The following is an 18,783-nucleotide window of genomic DNA, read 5'->3' as shown; positions in this document are numbered from 1 at the left end:
CGAAATTTCATGTTGACAGGTTTGGCATAGGCACGGGCGTCTGGTCTGCCGGCGTCTGTGCCGTGAATGCGGCGACGGCCTCGATGGCGTGCGCCAGCGCCTGTTCCAGGGCATCGAGCGCGGCTGACGCATCGTCGCCCGCGTGCAGCAACTGCTCGGCTTGTTGGGCCGCATGCAGGGTGGCGGGCAGGGCCAGGCTGCCGGCCACGCCGGCCAACTGGTGCGCCAGCGCGGCGGCGTCGCCCCGTGCATTGGCCGCCAGCAGCGCGCGCATGGCGTCCACCGTGTCGCGGTAGGTGCTGCCGAAGTGCGACAGGTGCTGGCGGTAGGGTGTTTCATCGAGCCACTGCGCCATGCCTTGCGCTACGTCGATCGCGGGCGCCGCGCCGCCCGGAGGCACGGGCATCGCCATTTCGGCCACGGCCGGCAGCCCGTGCGCATGGCGCCGGTGCGCGCGCGCGATCAGGGCGATGGTCTCCGGCACGTCGAATGGCTTGCTGATGAAATGGTTCACGCCTGCTTCGAGGGCCGCCGCGCGCTGCGTCTGGAATGCCCCGGCCGTCAGCGCCACCACGGGCAAGTCCTGGAACTGCGGCAGCTGGCGCAGCGCGCGCGTCGCCTGCAAGCCATCCATGACGGGCATCTGCACATCCATCAGCACGATATCGACGTCGGTCGGGTGGGCCAGCAGCCAGTCCAGCGCCTGCTGGCCGTCGCAGGCGAACGAGGGCAGGGCGCCCTGGTCGCACAGGATATGGTTGACCACGTCGCGGTTGATGTCGCTGTCGTCGACCACCAGCACGCGCACGCCGGCCAGCACGCGCTCGTCCGGCGCTGCGTGGCGAGAGCCCAGGCCGGCCGCTTCGGCGCGCCGCTGGCGCGCTTCCATCGTCGCGTTGTACAGGCTGGAAGCCGTCACCGGTTCGTTGAGGATGGCGTCGGCCGGATTGGCCGGGTCCGTATGGCGGCGCGCGGGCGCTGCCGCCGGCGCGCCGCTGGCCGCCAGGATGACGATGGGGCAATCCTGCGGCGGCAGGTGCTCGCGCAGCGCGCGCGCCGTGGTCTCTCCGTCCATGTCCGGCATGCGCGCGGCCAGCACGATGACGCCGGGCCGCGCATCCTCGGCGCAGGCCAGTGCATGCTCGAAGGCCGCCTGGCCGCCGGACACGGCATGCACGCTCCAGCCCAGGCCTTGCGCCACGGCGGCCACGGCGCCGCGCGTGTCGGCCTTGCCATCGGCCAGCAAGACGCGCAAGCCCTGCATGTCGGGCGAGGATGGGGCGCTGGCGTGCAGCAGCTGCAGCGGCACCGTGAAACTGAATGCGCTGCCCTGGCCCAGGCCGCTTGTCAGGCGCAGGGAGCCGCCCATCAGGCGTACCAGCTGGCGGCAGATGGTCAGGCCCAGGCCCGTGCCGCCGAAGCGGCGCGTGGTGGAAGTGTCGGCCTGGGCGAAGGCGGAAAAGATCGCTTCCTGGACTTCGGGGGCGATGCCGATGCCCGTGTCGCGCACGCAAAAGCACAGCATGGCGGCGTCGCCGTCGCGGCTTTCCAGTGCGCTCGTCAGCTCGACCGTGCCTTGCGCGGTGAACTTGATGGCATTGCTGGTCAGGTTGACCAGCACCTGTTCCAGCCGCAGCGCGTCGCCCATCACGTGGTCGACGCCATCGGGCAGCGGACCGATGCGCACCGCAATCGGCTTGTCATGCGCGGCCACGCCCATGCTCGCGGCGATCTTCTCGATCACGTCGGCCAGGTGGAACGGCGCCTGCTCGATGGTCATGTGGCCCGCCTCGATTTTCGATACATCCAGCACGTCGTTGATGATGCCCAGCAGGGACTGGCCGGCGGCGCGGATCTTGCGCGCCATCTGCAGCGCTTCGCCATCGAGGCCGTTCCGTTCCAGCAGCCAGGCCATGCCGAGGATGGCGTTGAGCGGGGAGCGGATTTCATGGCTCATGTTGGCGAGGAATTCCGCCTTGCTGCGGTTGGCCGCTTCGGCCGCGTCGCGCGCCAGCAGCATGGCTTCCTCGGCCTGCTTTTGCGCGGAGATATCCTGGGCAAAGATCAGGGTGGCCGGTCCATCCTTGAGCATGACGCGCGTGGTGGTCTTGAACATGGGCACGGGCAGGCCCTGCTTGCCCAGGCCGACGGCCTCGAACACCTGTTCGCTGGGCGAATCCGCCTCGATCAGCGCTTCGTTGGCGGCCAGCGCCGCCAGCGATGGTTCGAAAATCATGGCGGACCAGGGCAAGCCGTTCAGATTGTCTTCCATGGTGTAGCCGTGCAGCCTGCGGTAGCGGGGGTTCGAATAGATGAAGCGGCCGTGGCGCAGGATGGCGATGGCCACGGGCGCATCTTCGATCAGGGTGCGAAAGCGCGTTTCACTGTCGGACACGGCTTGCATGGCCTGGCGCTCCCTTTCCTGTTCCGCATGCCAGGCGGCTTGCTGCCGCCGCCGCCGCTGGCTCCAGAACAGCAGGCTGGCCGTGGCCAGCGCCAGCATGGCAAAGGAGAGGATGTAGCCGAGCGCCTGGCGCCGCAGCGGAGCGGCGATGGCCGCTTCTTCGCGACTCAGGCCAATGATCAGGGCGCGGTCCATGTGCAGCGCGGCGGGGGCGATGGTCGCCATGGCCATGACGCGGGGGGCGGCGCCGGCAATCTCGACGCCGTTCAGGACGCCCGCCTGGTAGCCGCTGTCGCGAAAGCGCCGCAGGAAGCTGCCGGGGACGTCCATGTTGCCGCCATTGGCAATCCTGGCCGGATAGTTGAGGAATTGCCGGCCATCGCCATGCAGCACCACGGCCCAGACGTCGGGGGCGTACATGGCGGTGCGGAACTTGGCCGTAAAGTATTCGGGGGCGAAGGTGGCCACCACCACGCCGGCAAAGCGTCCCTGTTGATCCTGCACCATGCGCGACGCCGTGATGACCAGGTCGCCCTTGAAGGAATGGAAGGGCGCCGAAATGTACAGCATGCGCGCATCGGGGGCGTCGCGCGCCGTCTGGAAGTAGCCGCGGCGGGAAAAATCCTGGTCCGCCAGTTCCGGGACGCTGGTGGCGACCGGCTTGCCCTGCGCATCGATGACGAGCATGGTGCGCACGCCCGGCATGGCGTCGACCAGCGCGGCCAGGCGCCGGGGCAAGGCTTGCCCGGCATCCGGGGCGGCGCCGGCGGCAAGATAGTCGCGGATCACGCCGCCGAGCACCAGGTTGGTCGCCTCCAGGTCGACTTCGATATTTTTTGCCAGCAGCGCCGTCAGCACGCTCAGGCGCTCGCGCTCGGCCTCGTCATGCCGCGTCGCTTCGGCCAGATGCGCATAGGCGAGGGCGGCAGCGACGATCAGCAGCCCGAGGAGCAGGAACAGCCATTCGATCCATTGCCTGCGCAGCGCCGCCGCATCTGTGTGATAGCTCATGTGGCGATGCTATACCCGATATGCACGGAGAACAACTTTTGCGCATCACTACGCAGATGATAGTGTGGTCAATTTGCCGCCTAGCGGCAGCCGCAGGCGGAAGACGGCGCCCTGGCCCGGCGCGGACGCCACGCCGATGCTGCCGCCCATCAGCGCGACGAGCTGGCGCGCGATGGCCAGGCCCATGCCGGCGCCGTCATGGGCGCGGCTGGGCGAGTCGTCCGCCTGCGAGAATTTGTCGAAGATGACGCCCTGCTGCGCCTGCGCGATGCCGATGCCCGTATCGCGCACCTCGATCTGCAGGTCCGCGCCGCTGTGCATGACGTGCACGTCGACCCGCCCCGCGGGCGTGTAGCGGATGGCGTTATCGAGCAGGATATCGAGCACGCGCACGAGGAGGACGCGGTCGCAATCGATGCTGGGCGGCGTGGCGGGCGCGACCTGCGCGGCCAGCTGCAAGCCCTTGTGCGCCGCGCGTGGCCGGTGCGGCGCCAGCGCCAGTTCCAGCAACTGGTCCAATGGCGCGGCGGCCCGCTCCAGCCGCACCTGGTCGTGCTCGAGCGCGCTCAATTCCATCGCCGCCTCGACCATGGCCAGCAACTGGCGGCCGCTGTCGTGTATCGTTTGCGCGTAGGTGGCCTGTTCCGGCTCGCGCAGCTGTTCCTGCAGCAGTTCGGAGAAGCCGAGGATGCCGTTGAGGGGCGTGCGCAATTCATGCGACATGTTCGACAGGAAGCGCGACTTGGCCTCGCTGGCGGCGATGGCCCTGGCGCGGCTGTCGACCAGGCGGCCGATCAGCAGCACCAGCGCGGCCCACGCCAACACGATCAGCGCGCTCGTGATGGCCGCCATCAGCAAGGCCTGGTTGCGGCGCGAGACGTAGTCGGCCAGTACCGTGTCGCGGTCCAGCCCGACGAGCATGTAGAGCGGGTAGCCGGCCAGTTTTTCAAACGCGTATAAACGCAGGATGCCGTCGACGGGACTGCGCTCGGTGAAGCCGCCCCGCGCTTTACCCTGCATCAGGGAAAATACCTGGCTGCCGCCGATATCCTGGCCGATGGTGTCGACGGCGCCGACCCGGCGCGCGCGCACCACGCCGTCGCTGCCGACCAGTTCGGTGGAGCTGTTGTTGCCCAGGTCGACTTCGTCGTACAGGCGCGTAAAGTAATACGGGTCCATCGAGACCACCACCACGCCCTTGAAGCGGCCATCGGCATGGTTGATGCGGCGCGTCATCTGGATCGACCATTTTTTCGATACGCGACCCAGCACCGGCTTGCTGATATACAGTTCTCCGCTGTCGCGCTGCATGTGTACGCGGATGTGCTCGCGGTCGGCCAGCCTGGTCGGCTGGAATGGACGGCTCGACAGCACCATGTCGCCCTGTTCGTCGACGATGGTAAACAGGTTGTACAGGGGGCCGGGTTTGAGGCCTTGCCGCAGGTCCGCCACGATGTCGAGGCTACTGCCCAGCGTTTGGTAGCGGCCGCGCAAATACGTGGCCGCCTGGTCCGCCGCTTCGATCGTGCGGATCGCGTGCTCGTCGAAGACGCGCGCCATGCTGCGCGCGTCGCGCCCGGCGCCGGCGATGGCGGCGTCGTAGGCGTGCCGCAGTTGCAGCACGGTGATGCTCCACAGCGCCGCCAGCAGGACGGCCATGAAGAGCGACAGCAGGGTGCGCGCATCCCAACGCTCCCAGCGCTCCCAGGCCAGGGCCTTCCAGTGTCTGTGCTGCCGCATGCTGCCTCCGCAAGGTCTGCCAGGTTTGCCGTTATGCGTGGATGCCCGGCGTCACCGGCGCGCCAGCCAGCGGTCGACCATGTCGCGCAGCTGGGCGGCCGTAAACGGCTTGGACAGGTAATCGTCCATGCCGGCCGCCACGCAGCGCTGCCGGTCGTCTTCGGTGACGCCGGCCGTGAGGGCGATGACGGGCAGGCGCGGCGCGCCGCTGGCCGCTTCGCTGGCGCGCAGGGCCTGGCACGCCTGGTAGCCGTCCATGACGGGCATCATGCAGTCCATCAGCACCAGGTCGTATTGCTGTCCGGCCAGCGCTTGCAAGCCCAGCGCGCCGTTCTCCGCCGTGTCGATGCTGTAGCCGCGGGCGGCCAGCTGCAGGCACACCAGCTGGCGGTTCAGCGCCGTATCCTCGACCAGCAGGATGCGCGCGCCGGGCTCCGAGGCGGGGGCCGGCCTGGCGGCATGCGCCGCTTCCTCGCGCTCGTTCATGCCTGGGCTCCCGTATATTCCTGCATGCTGCGGCGGACTTCCTGCTCCACTGCGCCGATCAGCGCGGCCGTCTCGTCCAGCCAGCCCGCTGCCGCCACGCCCTGGTGGCGCACCAGCTGCTCGAGTGCCGCCAGGCGCGCCACCAGGGCGCTGGCGCCCAGCAGGATCACGGTGCCGCGCAACGTATGGCAGCTATGCACGATGGCTGGCACCGCGCCGCCGCGCACGGCCTGCTCGATGCGCGCAAACATGGCCGGCGACGTATCGAGGTAGGTCTGCGACAGGGCGCGGAACATCTCCAGGTCGTGGCCGGTGGCCTGGAACAGCACGGCAGGATCGATGTGGCGGTAGGCTGGCATGGCGGCTCCGGGGAGAGGGGATGCGGTGGCGGGTCAGGCGGCCAGGCTGTTGCGCCGCGCATGGCCGGCGCAGCAGGCGCGCAGGTAGCCGCGCAGCTCGTCGTAATTGACGGGCTTGGCAAAGAACACGACGCCGGGCGGCACGCCGCCCCGTTCTTCCAGTTCTTCCTGCGTCAGGCTCGACAGCATGGCGATGTGCATGTCCGCCAGCAGCGGGTCGGCCAGGATGGTGCGGATCACTTCGTAGCCGTCGATGCCTTCCATGATGATGTCGGCCAGCAGGATGTCGGGCTGGTCGCGGGCGATTTCCATCAGCGCCTGGTAGCCGTTCTCGCAAAAGCGCAAGCCCGCCTGCAAGCCCCATGAACCGATCTGCTTTTCATACAGCGCGCGCTCGATGGGATTGTCTTCGATGACCAGGATGGACGGCGGGCGGCCCGATGGGGCGGGGCGGCTGGCGCGTGCCGCGCGCTGGTCCTGGCCCGGCTGGCCGGGATTGCCTTTGTAGGCCTCGACGGCCGCGAGGGGAATGCGCCGGTGGCCGCCCTTGGTCTTCCAGGCTTCGATCACGCCGGCTTCGACCAGTTGCTGCACCGATGTCACCGAAATGCCGAGGATTTCGGCGGCCTTTTGGGTAGTGCAAACGTCTGCAGTGTGCATGATGGGCTTTATGGTCGCGGATGTAGTTGAAGGGAATGATACGCAATCGGCCTTAAAAAATCAATTTCAACGAATTAGATGAATTCATTAAAAAACCTGGCAGGTCGCGGACCGTGGCCTGGCGCGCTCATGGCCGGCTTCCCACGCCGCTGCGGTCGTCGGCCAGCGCCGCGTCCGTTTGCAGGACCGTGACGGCTTGCGACAGCACATCGAGCGCCATCAGCAGCTCAGCGTGCAGGCGGCGCAGCGCGCCGATATCGTTGGAAAAGCCCGCATGCACGGCCTGGCGCGAAAGTGCCTGCAAGGGGAGCAGGCTCATGGACTGGCTGCCGTCGAGGATTTCCTGTGCCAGCACTCTTGCCGGGGCCGTCCGCTCGCAGCGCAGCGCATGGGCGATGCCGGCCAGGCGGTCGCGCGTCTCAGCCACGAACAGGGCGAGAATTTCCCCTTGCAGGCGGCGGTCGTGGCCGAACATGGCGTCCAGGCGGGCTTGCTCGAACGGCGGCGCGTCCGGCGCCCTGGGCGCAGGCGGGGCGCTGTCAGCCACCTTGGCCGGCGGGGCCGCTTTGCGCAGCTGCAGCAGCGCATGCAGATCGGGCGGCGCCGCGCTGGCGGCTGGCCCGCTGCCGGCCTGCCAGCGGGTGCGGCGCCAGAGCAGGGCGGCCAGCAGCAACAGCAGGCCTGCCAGCGCCAGCGCCGGGCGCATCAGCGACAGGTCTTCGCAGCGAAGGAAGGGGTGAATGGCGAGGAAGGCGTTCATGGTGGTGCTCCAGTGCGGTCGATGCAAGTGGTCTGCGCGATGGCGGACCTGACGTGCTTGGCTTGGATGTTTTTTTCATTTTACGATAGAAATTCGTTTTATTCGAGAAATTTGTTATTTATTTATTTTATTCAATTTTTTCCATAAAAATCGCATAATTGTGGCGGGCTGGACGTTAAGCGCGTGTATAAAAAGCCACACCGTACGCACGGGGCGTTGTGGCGTGTGGCACGCTTTAGCGATTAGTGAAAAAATGGAATTTCGTTGATCGCCATCAAATACGGTGCGCAGGCGCGTGCCGCCGACTGACTCTTGTAAAGGAGCATCATGACTGCCTCTGCCCGGCCTGGACCCTTGCTTGTCATCACCGCAGTCATCTTCATCTTGCTGGGCCTGGCGCTTGCCGGCGGCGGCGCCTGGCTCGTCAGCCTCGGCGGTTCCTGGTATTACGTCGTGGCCGGCATCGGCATGCTCGTCGCGGGCGCGCTCGTGTGGAAGGGGCGGCGCAGCGCCCAGCTGTTTCTCGCGCTGCTGCTGTTTGCCACCCTGATCTGGTCCGTCATTGAAGTGAAGTTCGACTGGTGGCAATTGCTGCCGCGCCTCGATATCTGGTTCGCCGCGGCCGTCTGGCTGCTGCTGCCCTTCGTCGACCGCCGCCTCGATCCGCCATTGACGGCCGGAGCCAAACCGCGCGATGCGGGCAAGAGCGCGCTGGCCGCCGCCGTGGTACTGACGGCCGCCGTGGGCGTGTTCTCGCTGTTCCAGGACTACACCACCTTGCATGGCGAAGTGCCGGCCGAAAACATGGCGGCCACGCCGCAAGGCGATTTCGCGCCTGGCGTGGCGCCCAACGACTGGGCCGCGTATGGCCGCTCCGGCTATGGCGACCGCTATGCGCCGGCCGCGCAGATCACACCGGCCAACGCGTCGCAGCTGAAACAGGCGTGGGTGTACAACACGGGCGACTTCAAGGGGCCGAACGACCCGGGCGAGATCGCCAACGAAGTCACGCCGCTGAAAGTAAACGGCATGCTGTACCTGTGCACGCCGCATAACATCGTCATCGCGCTGGACCCGGACACGGGCAAGGAAATCTGGCGCCACGATCCGAAGATCAACCGCGACGCATCGAGCTATCAGCACATGATCTGCCGCGGCGTGGCCTACTGGGACGTCAATGCGGGCCGCGCCAAGGACGACCCGGCGCCCGAGGCGGCCGGCATGGAGTGCCCGCGCCGCATCCTCGCGCCCACCATGGATGCGACCCTGATCGCCGTCAACGCCGACACGGGCGTAGCCTGCAAAAGCTTTGGCGAAAACGGGGTGATCGGCCTGTACCACGGCATGGGCATGAAGAAGCGGGGCTTTTTGATGCCGACGTCGCCGCCGGCCGTGGCGCAAAACGTGGTGGTGATGGCCGCCAGCGTCACCGATAACTTTTCCACGGAAGAACCGTCGGGCGTGATCCGCGGCTACGATCCCGTCACTGGCAAGCTGATGTGGAACTGGGATGCCTCGAACCCCGACGACACGGCGCCGATTGCCGACGGCAAGACGTACACCAACAACTCGCCCAATTCCTGGGGCGTGTCCAGCATCGATGAAAAACTGGGCATGGTGTACATCCCGATGGGCAATGAAACGCCGGACACGTGGGGCGGCAACCGCAATCCCCATGGCGAAAAATACAATAGCGCCATCGTCGCGCTGGACCTGGCGACGGGCAAGGTGCGCTGGGTTTACCAGACCGTGCACCACGATATCTGGGACATGGATATCGGCGGCCAGCCCACCCTGGTCGACATCGACACGCCGAAAGGCAAAGTGCCGTCCGTCGTGGCCACCACCAAGCGCGGCGACATCTATGTGATCGACCGCCGCGACGGCAGCCTGGTCGTGCCTGCGCCGGAAAAACCCGTGCCGACGAACAATCCCGCTCCGGGCGACCGCTTGTCGCCCACGCAGCCATTCTCGGCCCTCACTTTCCTGCCCGAGAAAAACATCAGCGAAACGGATATGTGGGGCACGACGCCGTTCGACCAGTTGGCCTGCCGCATCATCTTCCGCCAGCACCGCTATGAAGGCCCGTTCACGCCGCAAACGGTGGCCGAAGGCAAGATCAAGGGCGCCATCATCTCCCCCGGTCCGCTCGGCATCTTCGAATGGGGTGGGGCGGCCGTCGATCCCGTGCGTCAATTGCTGCTGGTGAACCCCGACTACATGGGCTTTCTGGAACGCCTGGTGCCGCGCGCGCAAGCCAATGCGAAGGGCGGCACGGGGTCGGAAATGGGCTTGCAGCCGCAGACGGGCGTGCCGTTTGCCGTGGAAATCAAGCCTTTCCTGTCGCCGCTGGGCTTCCCATGCCAGGCGCCGCCGTGGGGCTATATCGCCGCCGTCGACTTGCGCACGATGAAAAAAGTGTGGATGCACAAGAACGGCACCACGCGCGACAGCGCCCCCGTGCCCATCGCCTTGCCGCTGGGCGTGCCCAGCCTGGGCGGCATGTCCACCACGGGCGGCGGCGTGGCCTTCCTCAGCAGCACGCTCGACTACTACATCCGCGGCTACGACGTGCGCAACGGCAAGACCGTGTGGAAGGCCCGCCTGCCGGCCGGCGGCCAGGCCACGCCGATGAGCTATGTCTCGGACAAGACGGGCAAGCAATATGTCGTCGTCATGGCCGGCGGCCACGGTTCGCTGGGCACGAAGATGGGGGATAGCCTGGTGGCGTTTGCGTTGCCGGATGAGGCGGTGGAGAAGAAAAAGTAGGGACAAGAGAGGTAAGGCGGAAAGTGCCGGGCTTGGATCCCGATGGGCCGACCCCGGCACTTTGCTTTTGGGTTACTGAGCCGCCAATCCCAGCTTCAAGCCCACCAGCTTGCCCGGCGCGGCCTCCGTCTTTTCCGGCGCACCGGCGCTGACTCTGGCTGCCGGCGTGCCGTCCTGCTGCAATGCCGCCAGAATCGCTGCGCTGCGCTGCGTGCCCAGCTTGCTCAAGGCGTCGGCAGGCAAAGTCTGCTTGGCTTCCAGCTGCTCGCGCAAGCCGTTGTAGAAGGCGCCCGTGTCGGCCACTTGCGGCTCTCCCTCGATCAGCTTGCCCAAGCGCTGGAATACAGGGATCTTTGCCGCCGCCGGAGCGGTGGCGCTGGCGGATGCCGCCGCTGTGGCAGGAGCGGCCGATTCCGCCGCCTTTTTCTGCTTGTCCAGCTCGGCCTTGCCGAAGCGTTCGCCGTACAGGTCGCGCAGGGCGCCCCGGACCTTGCGCTCGCCCAGGTTCAACGGCCCCGGTTCTTCGCCTGCTTCCAGCTTGATGCCAGCCTTGGCGGCGACGGCGCGGCGCACGGCCTGGGCGCGCAGGGCGGCCGCATCCGTGTCGCTGTACTGGCCAGGCACGGCCAGCTTCAGCTGTTCACGCTTGGCGAGGATTTGCGCCACCTGCTTGAGTTTTTCCCGCTCGGGCGGCAGCAGCACGGCGCTGCCCGCATCGAAGTCGATAGCTTCGAGCTTGTCGGCGCTGATGCCCAGCAAGTTGCCCAGCGCGCGGAACGGCGCCGTGACGATTTTCGTCAGCACATTGCCCACGGCTTTCCAGATCAGGGCGCCATAGCTGAATTGCGGGTCGTTCATGTCGCCCGACACGGGCAAGCCCAGGTCGATGCGCCCGTCGCTATCCTTGAGGATGGCCAGCGCCAGTTCCAACGGCAGCTTCAACGCGTCCGGGCTGTCGATGCGCTCGCCCAGGGTCAGCTTGTCGAGCACGATCTGGTTGGTGCCGTCGAGCTGGCGGTTGCGCACCTTGTATTGCAAGTCCAGCGAAATCTTGCCTTCAGCCACCTTGTAGCCGGCGAATTTCATCGTGTACGGCGAAGCGGACACCATGTCGACGTTCTTGAAGACCACGTTCAAGTCCGTGTTGTCGGTCGGGGCGAACGGATTGAGCTGGCCGCGCACGCGGGCCAGGCCGAATTCGTCGATGCGGCCGTCCAGTTCGATCTGGCTGCGCGCATCGCGCTTGGTCGACAGGCCCGTGACGACGCCGTTAAGCTCATAAATCTTGGCGGCGAACTGGGGGCGCAGGCTGAGGTCGGCAAAGTCCAGCTTGGCGTTTTGCAGGCGCACGCGGCGCACGCGCACGGGGAAGGCGGCGTCGGCTGCTGGCGTGGCTGCGGTAACGGAAGCTGAAGCGGGGGCCGTGGCCGGCTCGGGCGCCTTGACCAGCAGGCGCTGCGCGTTCAGGCTGCGGTCGTTTTCGATGATCAGCTGGGCGTTCGGTTCGACCACGCGCAGTTCGGGGATGTCGACGAAGTCGGGCCCCACGCTGGCTGTCAGCTTGTCGGCGTGCACGCTTTTCCACGAGGCAAAGCGCTTGCCATCCGTTTCATTGAGCACGAGGCCGGCAATATCCACGCCGCCCTCATAGCGGACCTTGGGCGCTTTCGGCGCGCCGCCGCCCGTCGTCAGGCGGCCGCTGCCGGAGAGCGACCCGCTTGCCAGTTTCAGCTTGATATGCTGCGCCAGCAACGGTTGCACGGGCGCCAGGGTCAGCTGTTTCAAATTCAATTGCGCATCGACGGCGCCCGTGCCCGGTACGAATTTGCCATTGGCCGTGAGCAAGCCGCCTTCGCGCAGGCCCACGCCCAGCTCGAACGGCAGCGCCTGTTTCATGTCGTTGCTGACGTTTTGCAGGGACAAACGGGCATCCTGCAGCGTGCCCTTGATGCCCGTGCCAGCATCATCGAAACGGGCGCCGAACTTGCTCAGTTCTACCTTGTCTACCTTGGTGGACCAGGGCGCGGATGGCGCATCCTTGGCCGGGTCGGCCTTGCCGGAGGCAAACACGGGCAGCTTTTGCGCAATCGCAAATTCGCCCTGGCGGTTGCGCGCCAGGTCGATCTGCGCGCCGCTGGCCGTCACGGCGCCCAGGTGCACAGTATGCGCCGCCAGGTCGATCTTGCCTTCTGTAAAGCCCAGTTGGGCCAGCTTGAACGGCGTTTGCGCGCCGCGCTGCATGGTGAGGTCGGCCAGGCCAAAATGTGCGCCGTCGATGACGGTGGCCATGCCCGATGGGCCTTGCTGCAAGGCCAGTTGCAAGTTCAGCTGCAGCTGTCTGGCGCTCAGTTGCAAGGCTGGCGAGACGGTTTCATCAATGGCGGACACGTCCACGTTGGCCAGCGCCAGCTGTTTCAAGTCCACTTTCCACTTGCCAGGCTTGGCTGGCGCGGCGGGCGTGGTGGCGGCAGGTGCTGCTGGTGCGGGATTACCCGGCAGCATCAGATTCGCCACGTCGATCTCGCCCTTGCTGTCGCGGCGCACGGCCACCTTGCCGCCGTACAAGTTTACCTTGTCAACCGTGACGCTCTGGCGCGCCAGGTCCACGTTCACGCCGGCGATGCCCAGGGTGTTCAGCGAGGTAAACGGCGCACCTTTGCCATCTTGCGCCAGGGCCAAGTCGCGCAAGGCCAGGCCCGCGCCTTTGACGCTCGCTTCCAGCTTGCCGTCCTCATACGAAAAGGCGTAGGGCAGGCGCGCCGACAGCTTGCCGCTGGTCACTTGCGCGCGCGTGTAGGCTTTCAGATACGCGGCCAGGCCGGGCAGGGAAGCGTCGTTCAGTATCAGTTCGCCTTCGCCACGGATGGGGCTTAGCGAGGCCGTGCCGCGCCAGTGCAGTTTGCCGCCGCGCGCCGCATCGGCGCTGAGGCTGTAGCTGCCGTTGGCGTCGGGCAGGGTGGAGATATTATCGAGCGTAAAGTTGATCGGCGTGAAGTTGTCCGCATAGCCCGCCTTCTGGTCTTGCCAATCGACTTTGCCTTGCTCCAGCGCAAAGTGGGCGATGACGAGGCGCGGCATGCCGCCTTCGCTCTTTTCCGGGTGATTGCGTTGCCAGGTGGCCAGCACTTCGGCCAGGTTGAACTTGCCGTCCGGCGTGATCGTCAGCTGCGCCTGCGGCGCCGTGATGCGGATTTCCGCCAGGCTCCAGGCGCGGCGCACGATGGATTTCCATTCCAGCTGCACGGCCAGGGCGCCGATGGACAGCAGCGGCGCATTGTTTGCGCTGGCCGCTTCCTTGAAAGCGATCTGGTCCGCTTCCAGGCGCAGGGTAAACGGGTTGAAGCGCACATCGGCGATGCTGGCCTGGCGCGCGAGTTCTTTCTCGGCAAATTTTGGGAGCTGGTTTTTGATGACGTAGGGCACCAGCCAGAAGCCGGCCGCGCTGTAGGCGGCCAGGGCGCAGCCTGTGCCCAGGGCCCAGCGCTGCCAGCGTTTCCAGCGAAATGTTTTCGTCTGCACGCTTTTGTTGTCGATTGTGTTCACGAACTTACCTTTTGATCTTGTTGGGCGGCGCACCGTGCGCGCCGTGACTGTCAGTATGCCTCTTTGCGGCCTCGTCTGCAAAATCCAAACGTGTTCAAGTGATAACAGGCGCCTAGGGGAACTAATTTCTCCTGTAAAACTCACACAAACTCACTCTTACTTGATAATGATTCTTATTATCGGTATCATGTCCGCTAACCGTAAGTTCTCATTTGCACATACTTTCTCATTGAAAGCCCGATGTCATGCCTGTCGTCACACCCCGCACCCGTTTACTTCCAGTCGCCGCCGCCCTGTCGCTGGCCTTCGCTTCCCACGCCGCGCTGGCTGCCAATGCGGCCAGCGGCCAGGACGACCCAACGGCTGGCGATGAGAAAGTCATGCAGGCAGTGCAAGTGACGGGCGCCCGCGCGCAAGGCCTGGTGCCGCTGACCACGGAGGCGGGCAGCTTTAGGGGCGCCAGCATCATGGACGTGCCGTCCACCGTCAACGTGATCACGCGCGAATTGCTGGAGCAGCAAGCCGTCTCCGGCCTATACGACGCCGTGCGCAACACGGCCGGCGTGACGCGCCAGCAAAACGGGGGAGAGACGTGGGATCAATTGGTAATACGCGGCATCCCCATGGAAAACCGCACGAATTACCGCCTCAACGGCTCCATGCCCATCATGAACTTCTCGCAAGTGCCCATGGAAAATAAGGAACGGGTGGAAGTGCTGAAAGGCGCTTCGGCCCTGTACTACGGTTTTACCTCGCCGGCCGGCGTCGTCAATTTCGTCACCAAGCGTGCCGGCAGCCAGCCTGTCACCAGCATGGGCTTGAGCATCGACGACCGCGGCAGTGCCGTGGCGAATGTCGACGTGGCCCGCCGCTTTGGCGCGCAGCAGGAATTCGGCGTGCGCGTCAATGCCGCCGGCGGCACCCTTGGTTCCTACCTGGACCATGTCGGCAATGGCAACCGCCGCTTCATTTCCACGGCGCTCGACTGGAGAGTGACGAACAAATTGCTGCTCAAGGCCGACCTGGAATACGAGCGCCGCAGGGTGACGGAGCAGGCGGGCGTGGCCTTGCCTGCGGCCGTCAAAGGCGTGATCAGCTTGCCGCGCGCCGTCGATCCGCGCAAGCTGATCGGCCCCGACTGGTCGAACTTTGAAGCGCAAACGAAAAACGCGCAATTGCGCGCCGACTACGCCATCACGGATGGCTGGGCCTTGACGGTGGAGGCGGGCCACTCGGAAACGGCGCGCGACCGCCGCCTGGCGATCTTCCGCCTGAACAACGCGGCCGCGCTGGCCACGGGCGCAGGCCGCATCACGGGCAACATCCAGCACAGCGTGATGGCGTCGGACTTGCTGCGCGCGGAACTGGCCGGCAATTTCAATACGGGTTTCATCGCCCATGAACTGACCCTGGGCGCCTCGCGTACGGACAAGTCGCAAGATCCTATCTACCAGAGCAATTACACGATCGCCTCGCAAAACCTGTACAACCCCGTGCCCGTGACGAACGTCGTGTTCGGCCCCAAGCCGACGTCACCCACGACGGCCGGGCTCGACACGCGCGACACGGGCCTGTATGCGCTCGACCGCATGGTCTTCAGCCCGCAATGGCAAAGCGTCATCGGCGTGCGCCGCAGCAGCTACCAGAGCGACCAGGGCGCCAGCCACTACGACGTCAGCAAGACGACGCCGATGGCGTCATTGATCTACAAGGCCACGCCAGAGCTGTCGTTCTATGCATCCACGGCGCGGGGGCTGGAAGAGGGCGAGACGGGCCCGACGGGCACCGTCAACCAGGGCGTCAAGATGGCGCCTGGCGTGAGCAAACAGAAAGAGCTGGGCGCGCGCTGGCTGACGCCGGGCGGCACCTTGCTCTCCGCCGCCTTGTTCGACATCACCCGTCCCGGCTACTACACGAATGCCAGCAATGTGTTTACGTCGGACGGCGAACAGCGCTACCGCGGCCTGGAACTGTCGACGCAAGGCAAGCTGACGCGCCAGTTGTCGTGGCAGACGTCGGCCCAGTTCCTCGATCCCAAGTTTGCGCACATCAACGCCGACTACAACGGCAAGGCGCCGGAAAACGCGTCGAAACGCACGGCCAGCGCCTTCCTCGCCTACGCGTTTGACGCCGTGCCGGGCCTGTCCGTCAACGGCGGCGCGTATTACTACAGCGCCCGTCCCGTCAATGATTTGAACCAGGCCTTCCTCGGCGGCGTGAGCCTGTTCAGCGCGGGCGCCCGCTATGCAAGCCGCGTGATGGACAAGGCCGTCGTGTGGCAGCTGAACGTGGAAAACGCGGCCGACAAGCGCTACTGGGCCGGCGCCGGCACGCGCCTGGCGTCCGGCGCGCCGCGCGCCATCAAGCTGAGCATGAAGGTGGATTTGTAAGAATGGTTTGACCTGCGCGCTGTCCACAGAGTGACCTGCGCTGATACAATGTTGCCATGTTCATCAGCAAAGGCAAGGCCAGCATCGTTCTGTGGATCGCGTGTATCGCCATCTTCCTGGCCACGCTCGCCCCTACGGTGTCGCGCGCGCTGACGGTCGCCGGCGGCCGGGCCGTGCCCAGCCTGGAAATCTGCTCGGTGGCGGGCGGCATGAACATGCTGCCCGTAACACTGTCGACGGATGCACCCGATAGCTCCAAGGGCGGCATGCGCATGGGCGATTGCCCCTGCTGCAGCATGCATGCGGCCACCCTGGACGTGCCGCCCACGACCCTCGTGCTTGCTTCCGGCGAGCTCATCGCGGGCTTGCTGCCCACGCTGTTCTACCAATCCGCCACGCCGCTGTTTGCCTGGACGCCTGTCCAGCCCCGCGGACCTCCTGCCGCTTTCTGATCTGACCTTTTCCTGAACAGCCTTGCGCCGCGCGTGTCGTGCGCTTGCGCCTGTTCGTCTTGCCTATACAGAATCTGAAAGCAGCACCATGAAACATTTCCCCTTATTGATTTCCCTCGCCATCGCCATGCCCGCCATGGCGCAAACGCGCACCGAAGAGGTCTTGCCCGAGATGAAAGTCATCGTCACGGCCATAGGCGACGGCTACCGTCCCGCCGCCGACACGGCGTTGATGCTGTCGAGCACGCCCGGCTACAGCGTGGCGGCCGGTGGCGGCGTGTCCGGCTTGCCGGTAGTGAATGGCTTTGCCGATGACCGCATCAAGATCCGCATCGACGGCATGGAACTGACGTCGGCCTGCGCCAATCACATGAATGCGCCGCTGTCGTATATCGATCCGCAGCAGGTGCAGCGCATCAAGTTGGTCGCGGGCGTCACACCCGTCAGCGCGGGCGGCGACAGCATCGGCGGCACCATCGAAGTGCAGTCGAACGCGCCCGTGTTTGCCCCGCCCGGCGTGGGCCTGCTCACGCAAGGCAGCTTTGCCGTGTCGGGACGCAGCGTCAACAACAGCGTGGCGACCAGCGTGAACGCCTCGGCCGCCAGCGACAGCCTGAGCGTCGGCTACAGCGGCGCCTACACGCGCGGACACAGCTATGAAGATGGTCACGGCAACAAAGTGCTGGCCAGCATGTTTGAAAGCATCAACCAGTCCATCGTTCTGGCGGCCAAGCGCGATGGCCAGCAGCTGACCCTGCGCGCCGGCGTGCAGCATATCCCGTACCAGGGTTTCCCGAACCAGTACATGGACATGACGGATAACCACGGCCAATTCGCCAACCTCGCTTACAAGGGGGAGTTCGGCTGGGGCGTGTTTGAGGCACGTGCCTACTGGCAGCAGACGGACCATGAAATGGGTTTCTTTACCCCCGAGCGCACGGGCACGATGCCGATGATCACGCACGGGCGTAACACGGGCTATGCGCTGATGGCCAGCTTGCCAATGGCTGCGGGCGAGTTGCGCCTGGGCCAGGAGTGGCATGGCTTCCGCCTCGACGATTACTGGCCGGCCGTGCCCGGTTCCATGATGATGGGGCCGCGCACCTACCTGAACATCAACGACGGCAAGCGCGACCGCACCGTGCTGTTTGGCGAACTGGAAACGCGCCACGATGCGCGCTGGAAGAGCGTGCTGGGCTTGCGCGGCGAATCCGTGCGCATGGACTCGGGCGACGTGCAATCGTACGGCACCAATATGATGAACATGCCGGACGTGATGGCCGCCAGGGCCTTCAATGCGCGTAACCGCAGCCAGCGCGACACGAATATCGATGCCTCCGCGCAAGCCACGTTCACGCCAGACGCGGCCAGCAGCTATGAATTCGCGCTGGCGCGCAAGGTGCGCTCGCCCAACCTGTACGAGCGCTACTCGTGGGGGCGCGGCTCGATGGCCATGACCATGACCAACTGGTTTGGCGATGGCAACGGCTATGTGGGCAGTATCGACCTCAAGCCCGAAGCGGCCACCACGGCGGCGTTCACGGCCGACTGGCATGGCGGCGGCGAGGAGGGCTGGTTCGTGCGCGTCAATCCCTATTACAGCAAGGTCGACAATTACATCGACGTCGACGTGCTGGCGTCTTTCAACCCGTACATGAAAATGGGCGCGAAGGGCAACTTGCTGCGCTTTGCCAACCACGACGCCAAGCTGTACGGCGCCAATCTGGCGTGGCAGCTGCCTTTGGCACGCGGCGCGCGCTGGGGCAGCTTCATGGCGACAGGCAACGCCGCATACACGCGGGGCAAGCGCAGCGATGGCGGCGACCTGTACCGCATGATGCCGTTCAACGCCTTGCTGGCCGTTGAGCACAAGCTGGGTGCCTGGAGCAACCGCATCGAAACGAAGATCGTGGCCCGCAAGGACATGGTCGATGCGCGCCGCTTCGAACCGGAAACGGGCGGCTACGCGCTCGTCAACCTGCGCAGCAGCGTAGCGCTGGGCAAGATGGCCAGCCTGAGCGCTGGCGTGAGCAACCTGTTCAACCGCGCGTATGCGGACCCGCTGGGCGGCGTGTACCTGTCAGGCTTGAAGGCGAACGGCGGCGCGCTGCAAGCCTTGCCGGCCGAGGGCAGGTCGATTGATCTGGGGCTGCAACTGAAGTTCTAAAACGGAAATAACGCGCCTTCGTCCTGCTCGTCAAACGGTGGA

The 18,783-nt window shown here is 65.7% G+C and carries 11 protein-coding genes; 4 read left to right on the top strand and 7 right to left on the bottom strand.

Features of this window, described 5'->3' with window-relative positions; genetic code table 11:
- Positions 1 to 7: 7 nt before the first annotated feature.
- The 6 genes from ASN89_RS19515 to ASN89_RS28755 all read right to left on the bottom strand — a co-directional run bounded on the left by ASN89_RS19515 (position 8) and on the right by ASN89_RS28755 (position 7,420).
- The gene (locus ASN89_RS19515; RefSeq protein ID WP_058050439.1) at positions 8 to 3,415 is read right to left on the bottom strand and encodes a response regulator; all 3,408 of its coding nucleotides are present in this window, start codon (positions 3,413 to 3,415) and stop codon (positions 8 to 10) included.
- Between the two features lie 48 nt (positions 3,416 to 3,463).
- Complete coding sequence (locus tag ASN89_RS19510) at positions 3,464 to 5,155, bottom strand: sensor histidine kinase (RefSeq protein WP_058050438.1); 1,692 nt, start codon at positions 5,153 to 5,155, stop codon at positions 3,464 to 3,466.
- Positions 5,156 to 5,206: 51 nt separating this feature from the next.
- A complete protein-coding gene (locus tag ASN89_RS19505; protein WP_058050437.1) occupies positions 5,207 to 5,641 on the bottom strand; it encodes a response regulator in 435 nt (144 codons plus the stop codon).
- Positions 5,638 to 6,000 (bottom strand): Hpt domain-containing protein, encoded by a 363-nt coding sequence (locus ASN89_RS19500; protein ID WP_058050436.1) that lies wholly within the window; start codon positions 5,998 to 6,000, stop codon positions 5,638 to 5,640. The genes ASN89_RS19505 and ASN89_RS19500 overlap by 4 nt, the downstream gene beginning before the upstream one ends.
- A 33-nt stretch (positions 6,001 to 6,033) precedes the next feature.
- A complete protein-coding gene (locus tag ASN89_RS19495) occupies positions 6,034 to 6,660 on the bottom strand; it encodes a response regulator (RefSeq protein WP_058050435.1) in 627 nt (208 codons plus the stop codon).
- Between the two features lie 127 nt (positions 6,661 to 6,787).
- The gene (locus ASN89_RS28755) at positions 6,788 to 7,420 is read right to left on the bottom strand and encodes a hypothetical protein (protein WP_058050434.1); all 633 of its coding nucleotides are present in this window, start codon (positions 7,418 to 7,420) and stop codon (positions 6,788 to 6,790) included.
- A 327-nt stretch (positions 7,421 to 7,747) separates the two neighbouring features.
- Here ASN89_RS28755 and ASN89_RS19485 point away from each other — a divergent pair, with 327 nt between their 5' ends.
- Positions 7,748 to 10,189 (top strand): membrane-bound PQQ-dependent dehydrogenase, glucose/quinate/shikimate family, encoded by a 2,442-nt coding sequence (locus tag ASN89_RS19485; RefSeq protein WP_058050433.1) that lies wholly within the window; start codon positions 7,748 to 7,750, stop codon positions 10,187 to 10,189.
- Between the two features lie 72 nt (positions 10,190 to 10,261).
- On the opposite strand, the gene ASN89_RS19480 is transcribed toward ASN89_RS19485, so the two are convergent.
- A complete protein-coding gene (locus ASN89_RS19480) occupies positions 10,262 to 13,732 on the bottom strand; it encodes a DUF748 domain-containing protein (protein WP_235502018.1) in 3,471 nt (1,156 codons plus the stop codon).
- Positions 13,733 to 13,977: 245 nt separating this feature from the next.
- Between ASN89_RS19480 and ASN89_RS19475 the strand changes: the two genes are divergently transcribed.
- The 3 genes from ASN89_RS19475 to ASN89_RS19465 all read left to right on the top strand — a co-directional run bounded on the left by ASN89_RS19475 (position 13,978) and on the right by ASN89_RS19465 (position 18,741).
- The gene (locus ASN89_RS19475) at positions 13,978 to 16,122 is read left to right on the top strand and encodes a TonB-dependent siderophore receptor (protein WP_058050432.1); all 2,145 of its coding nucleotides are present in this window, start codon (positions 13,978 to 13,980) and stop codon (positions 16,120 to 16,122) included.
- Positions 16,123 to 16,178: 56 nt separating this feature from the next.
- Positions 16,179 to 16,574, top strand: a complete 396-nt coding sequence (locus tag ASN89_RS19470) for a DUF2946 domain-containing protein (protein WP_058050431.1) — start codon at positions 16,179 to 16,181, stop codon at positions 16,572 to 16,574.
- Between the two features lie 88 nt (positions 16,575 to 16,662).
- Complete coding sequence (locus tag ASN89_RS19465) at positions 16,663 to 18,741, top strand: TonB-dependent receptor (protein ID WP_058050430.1); 2,079 nt, start codon at positions 16,663 to 16,665, stop codon at positions 18,739 to 18,741.
- Positions 18,742 to 18,783: the final 42 nt, after the last annotated feature.

Origin of the sequence: Janthinobacterium sp. Ant5-2-1, assembly GCF_001445815.1 — a bacterium.
Taxonomy (GTDB): domain Bacteria; phylum Pseudomonadota; class Gammaproteobacteria; order Burkholderiales; family Burkholderiaceae_D; genus Janthinobacterium; species Janthinobacterium lividum_E.
The sequence above is the reverse complement of the archived record's forward strand: the minus strand, read 5'-3'. Positions and strand labels throughout refer to the sequence as shown.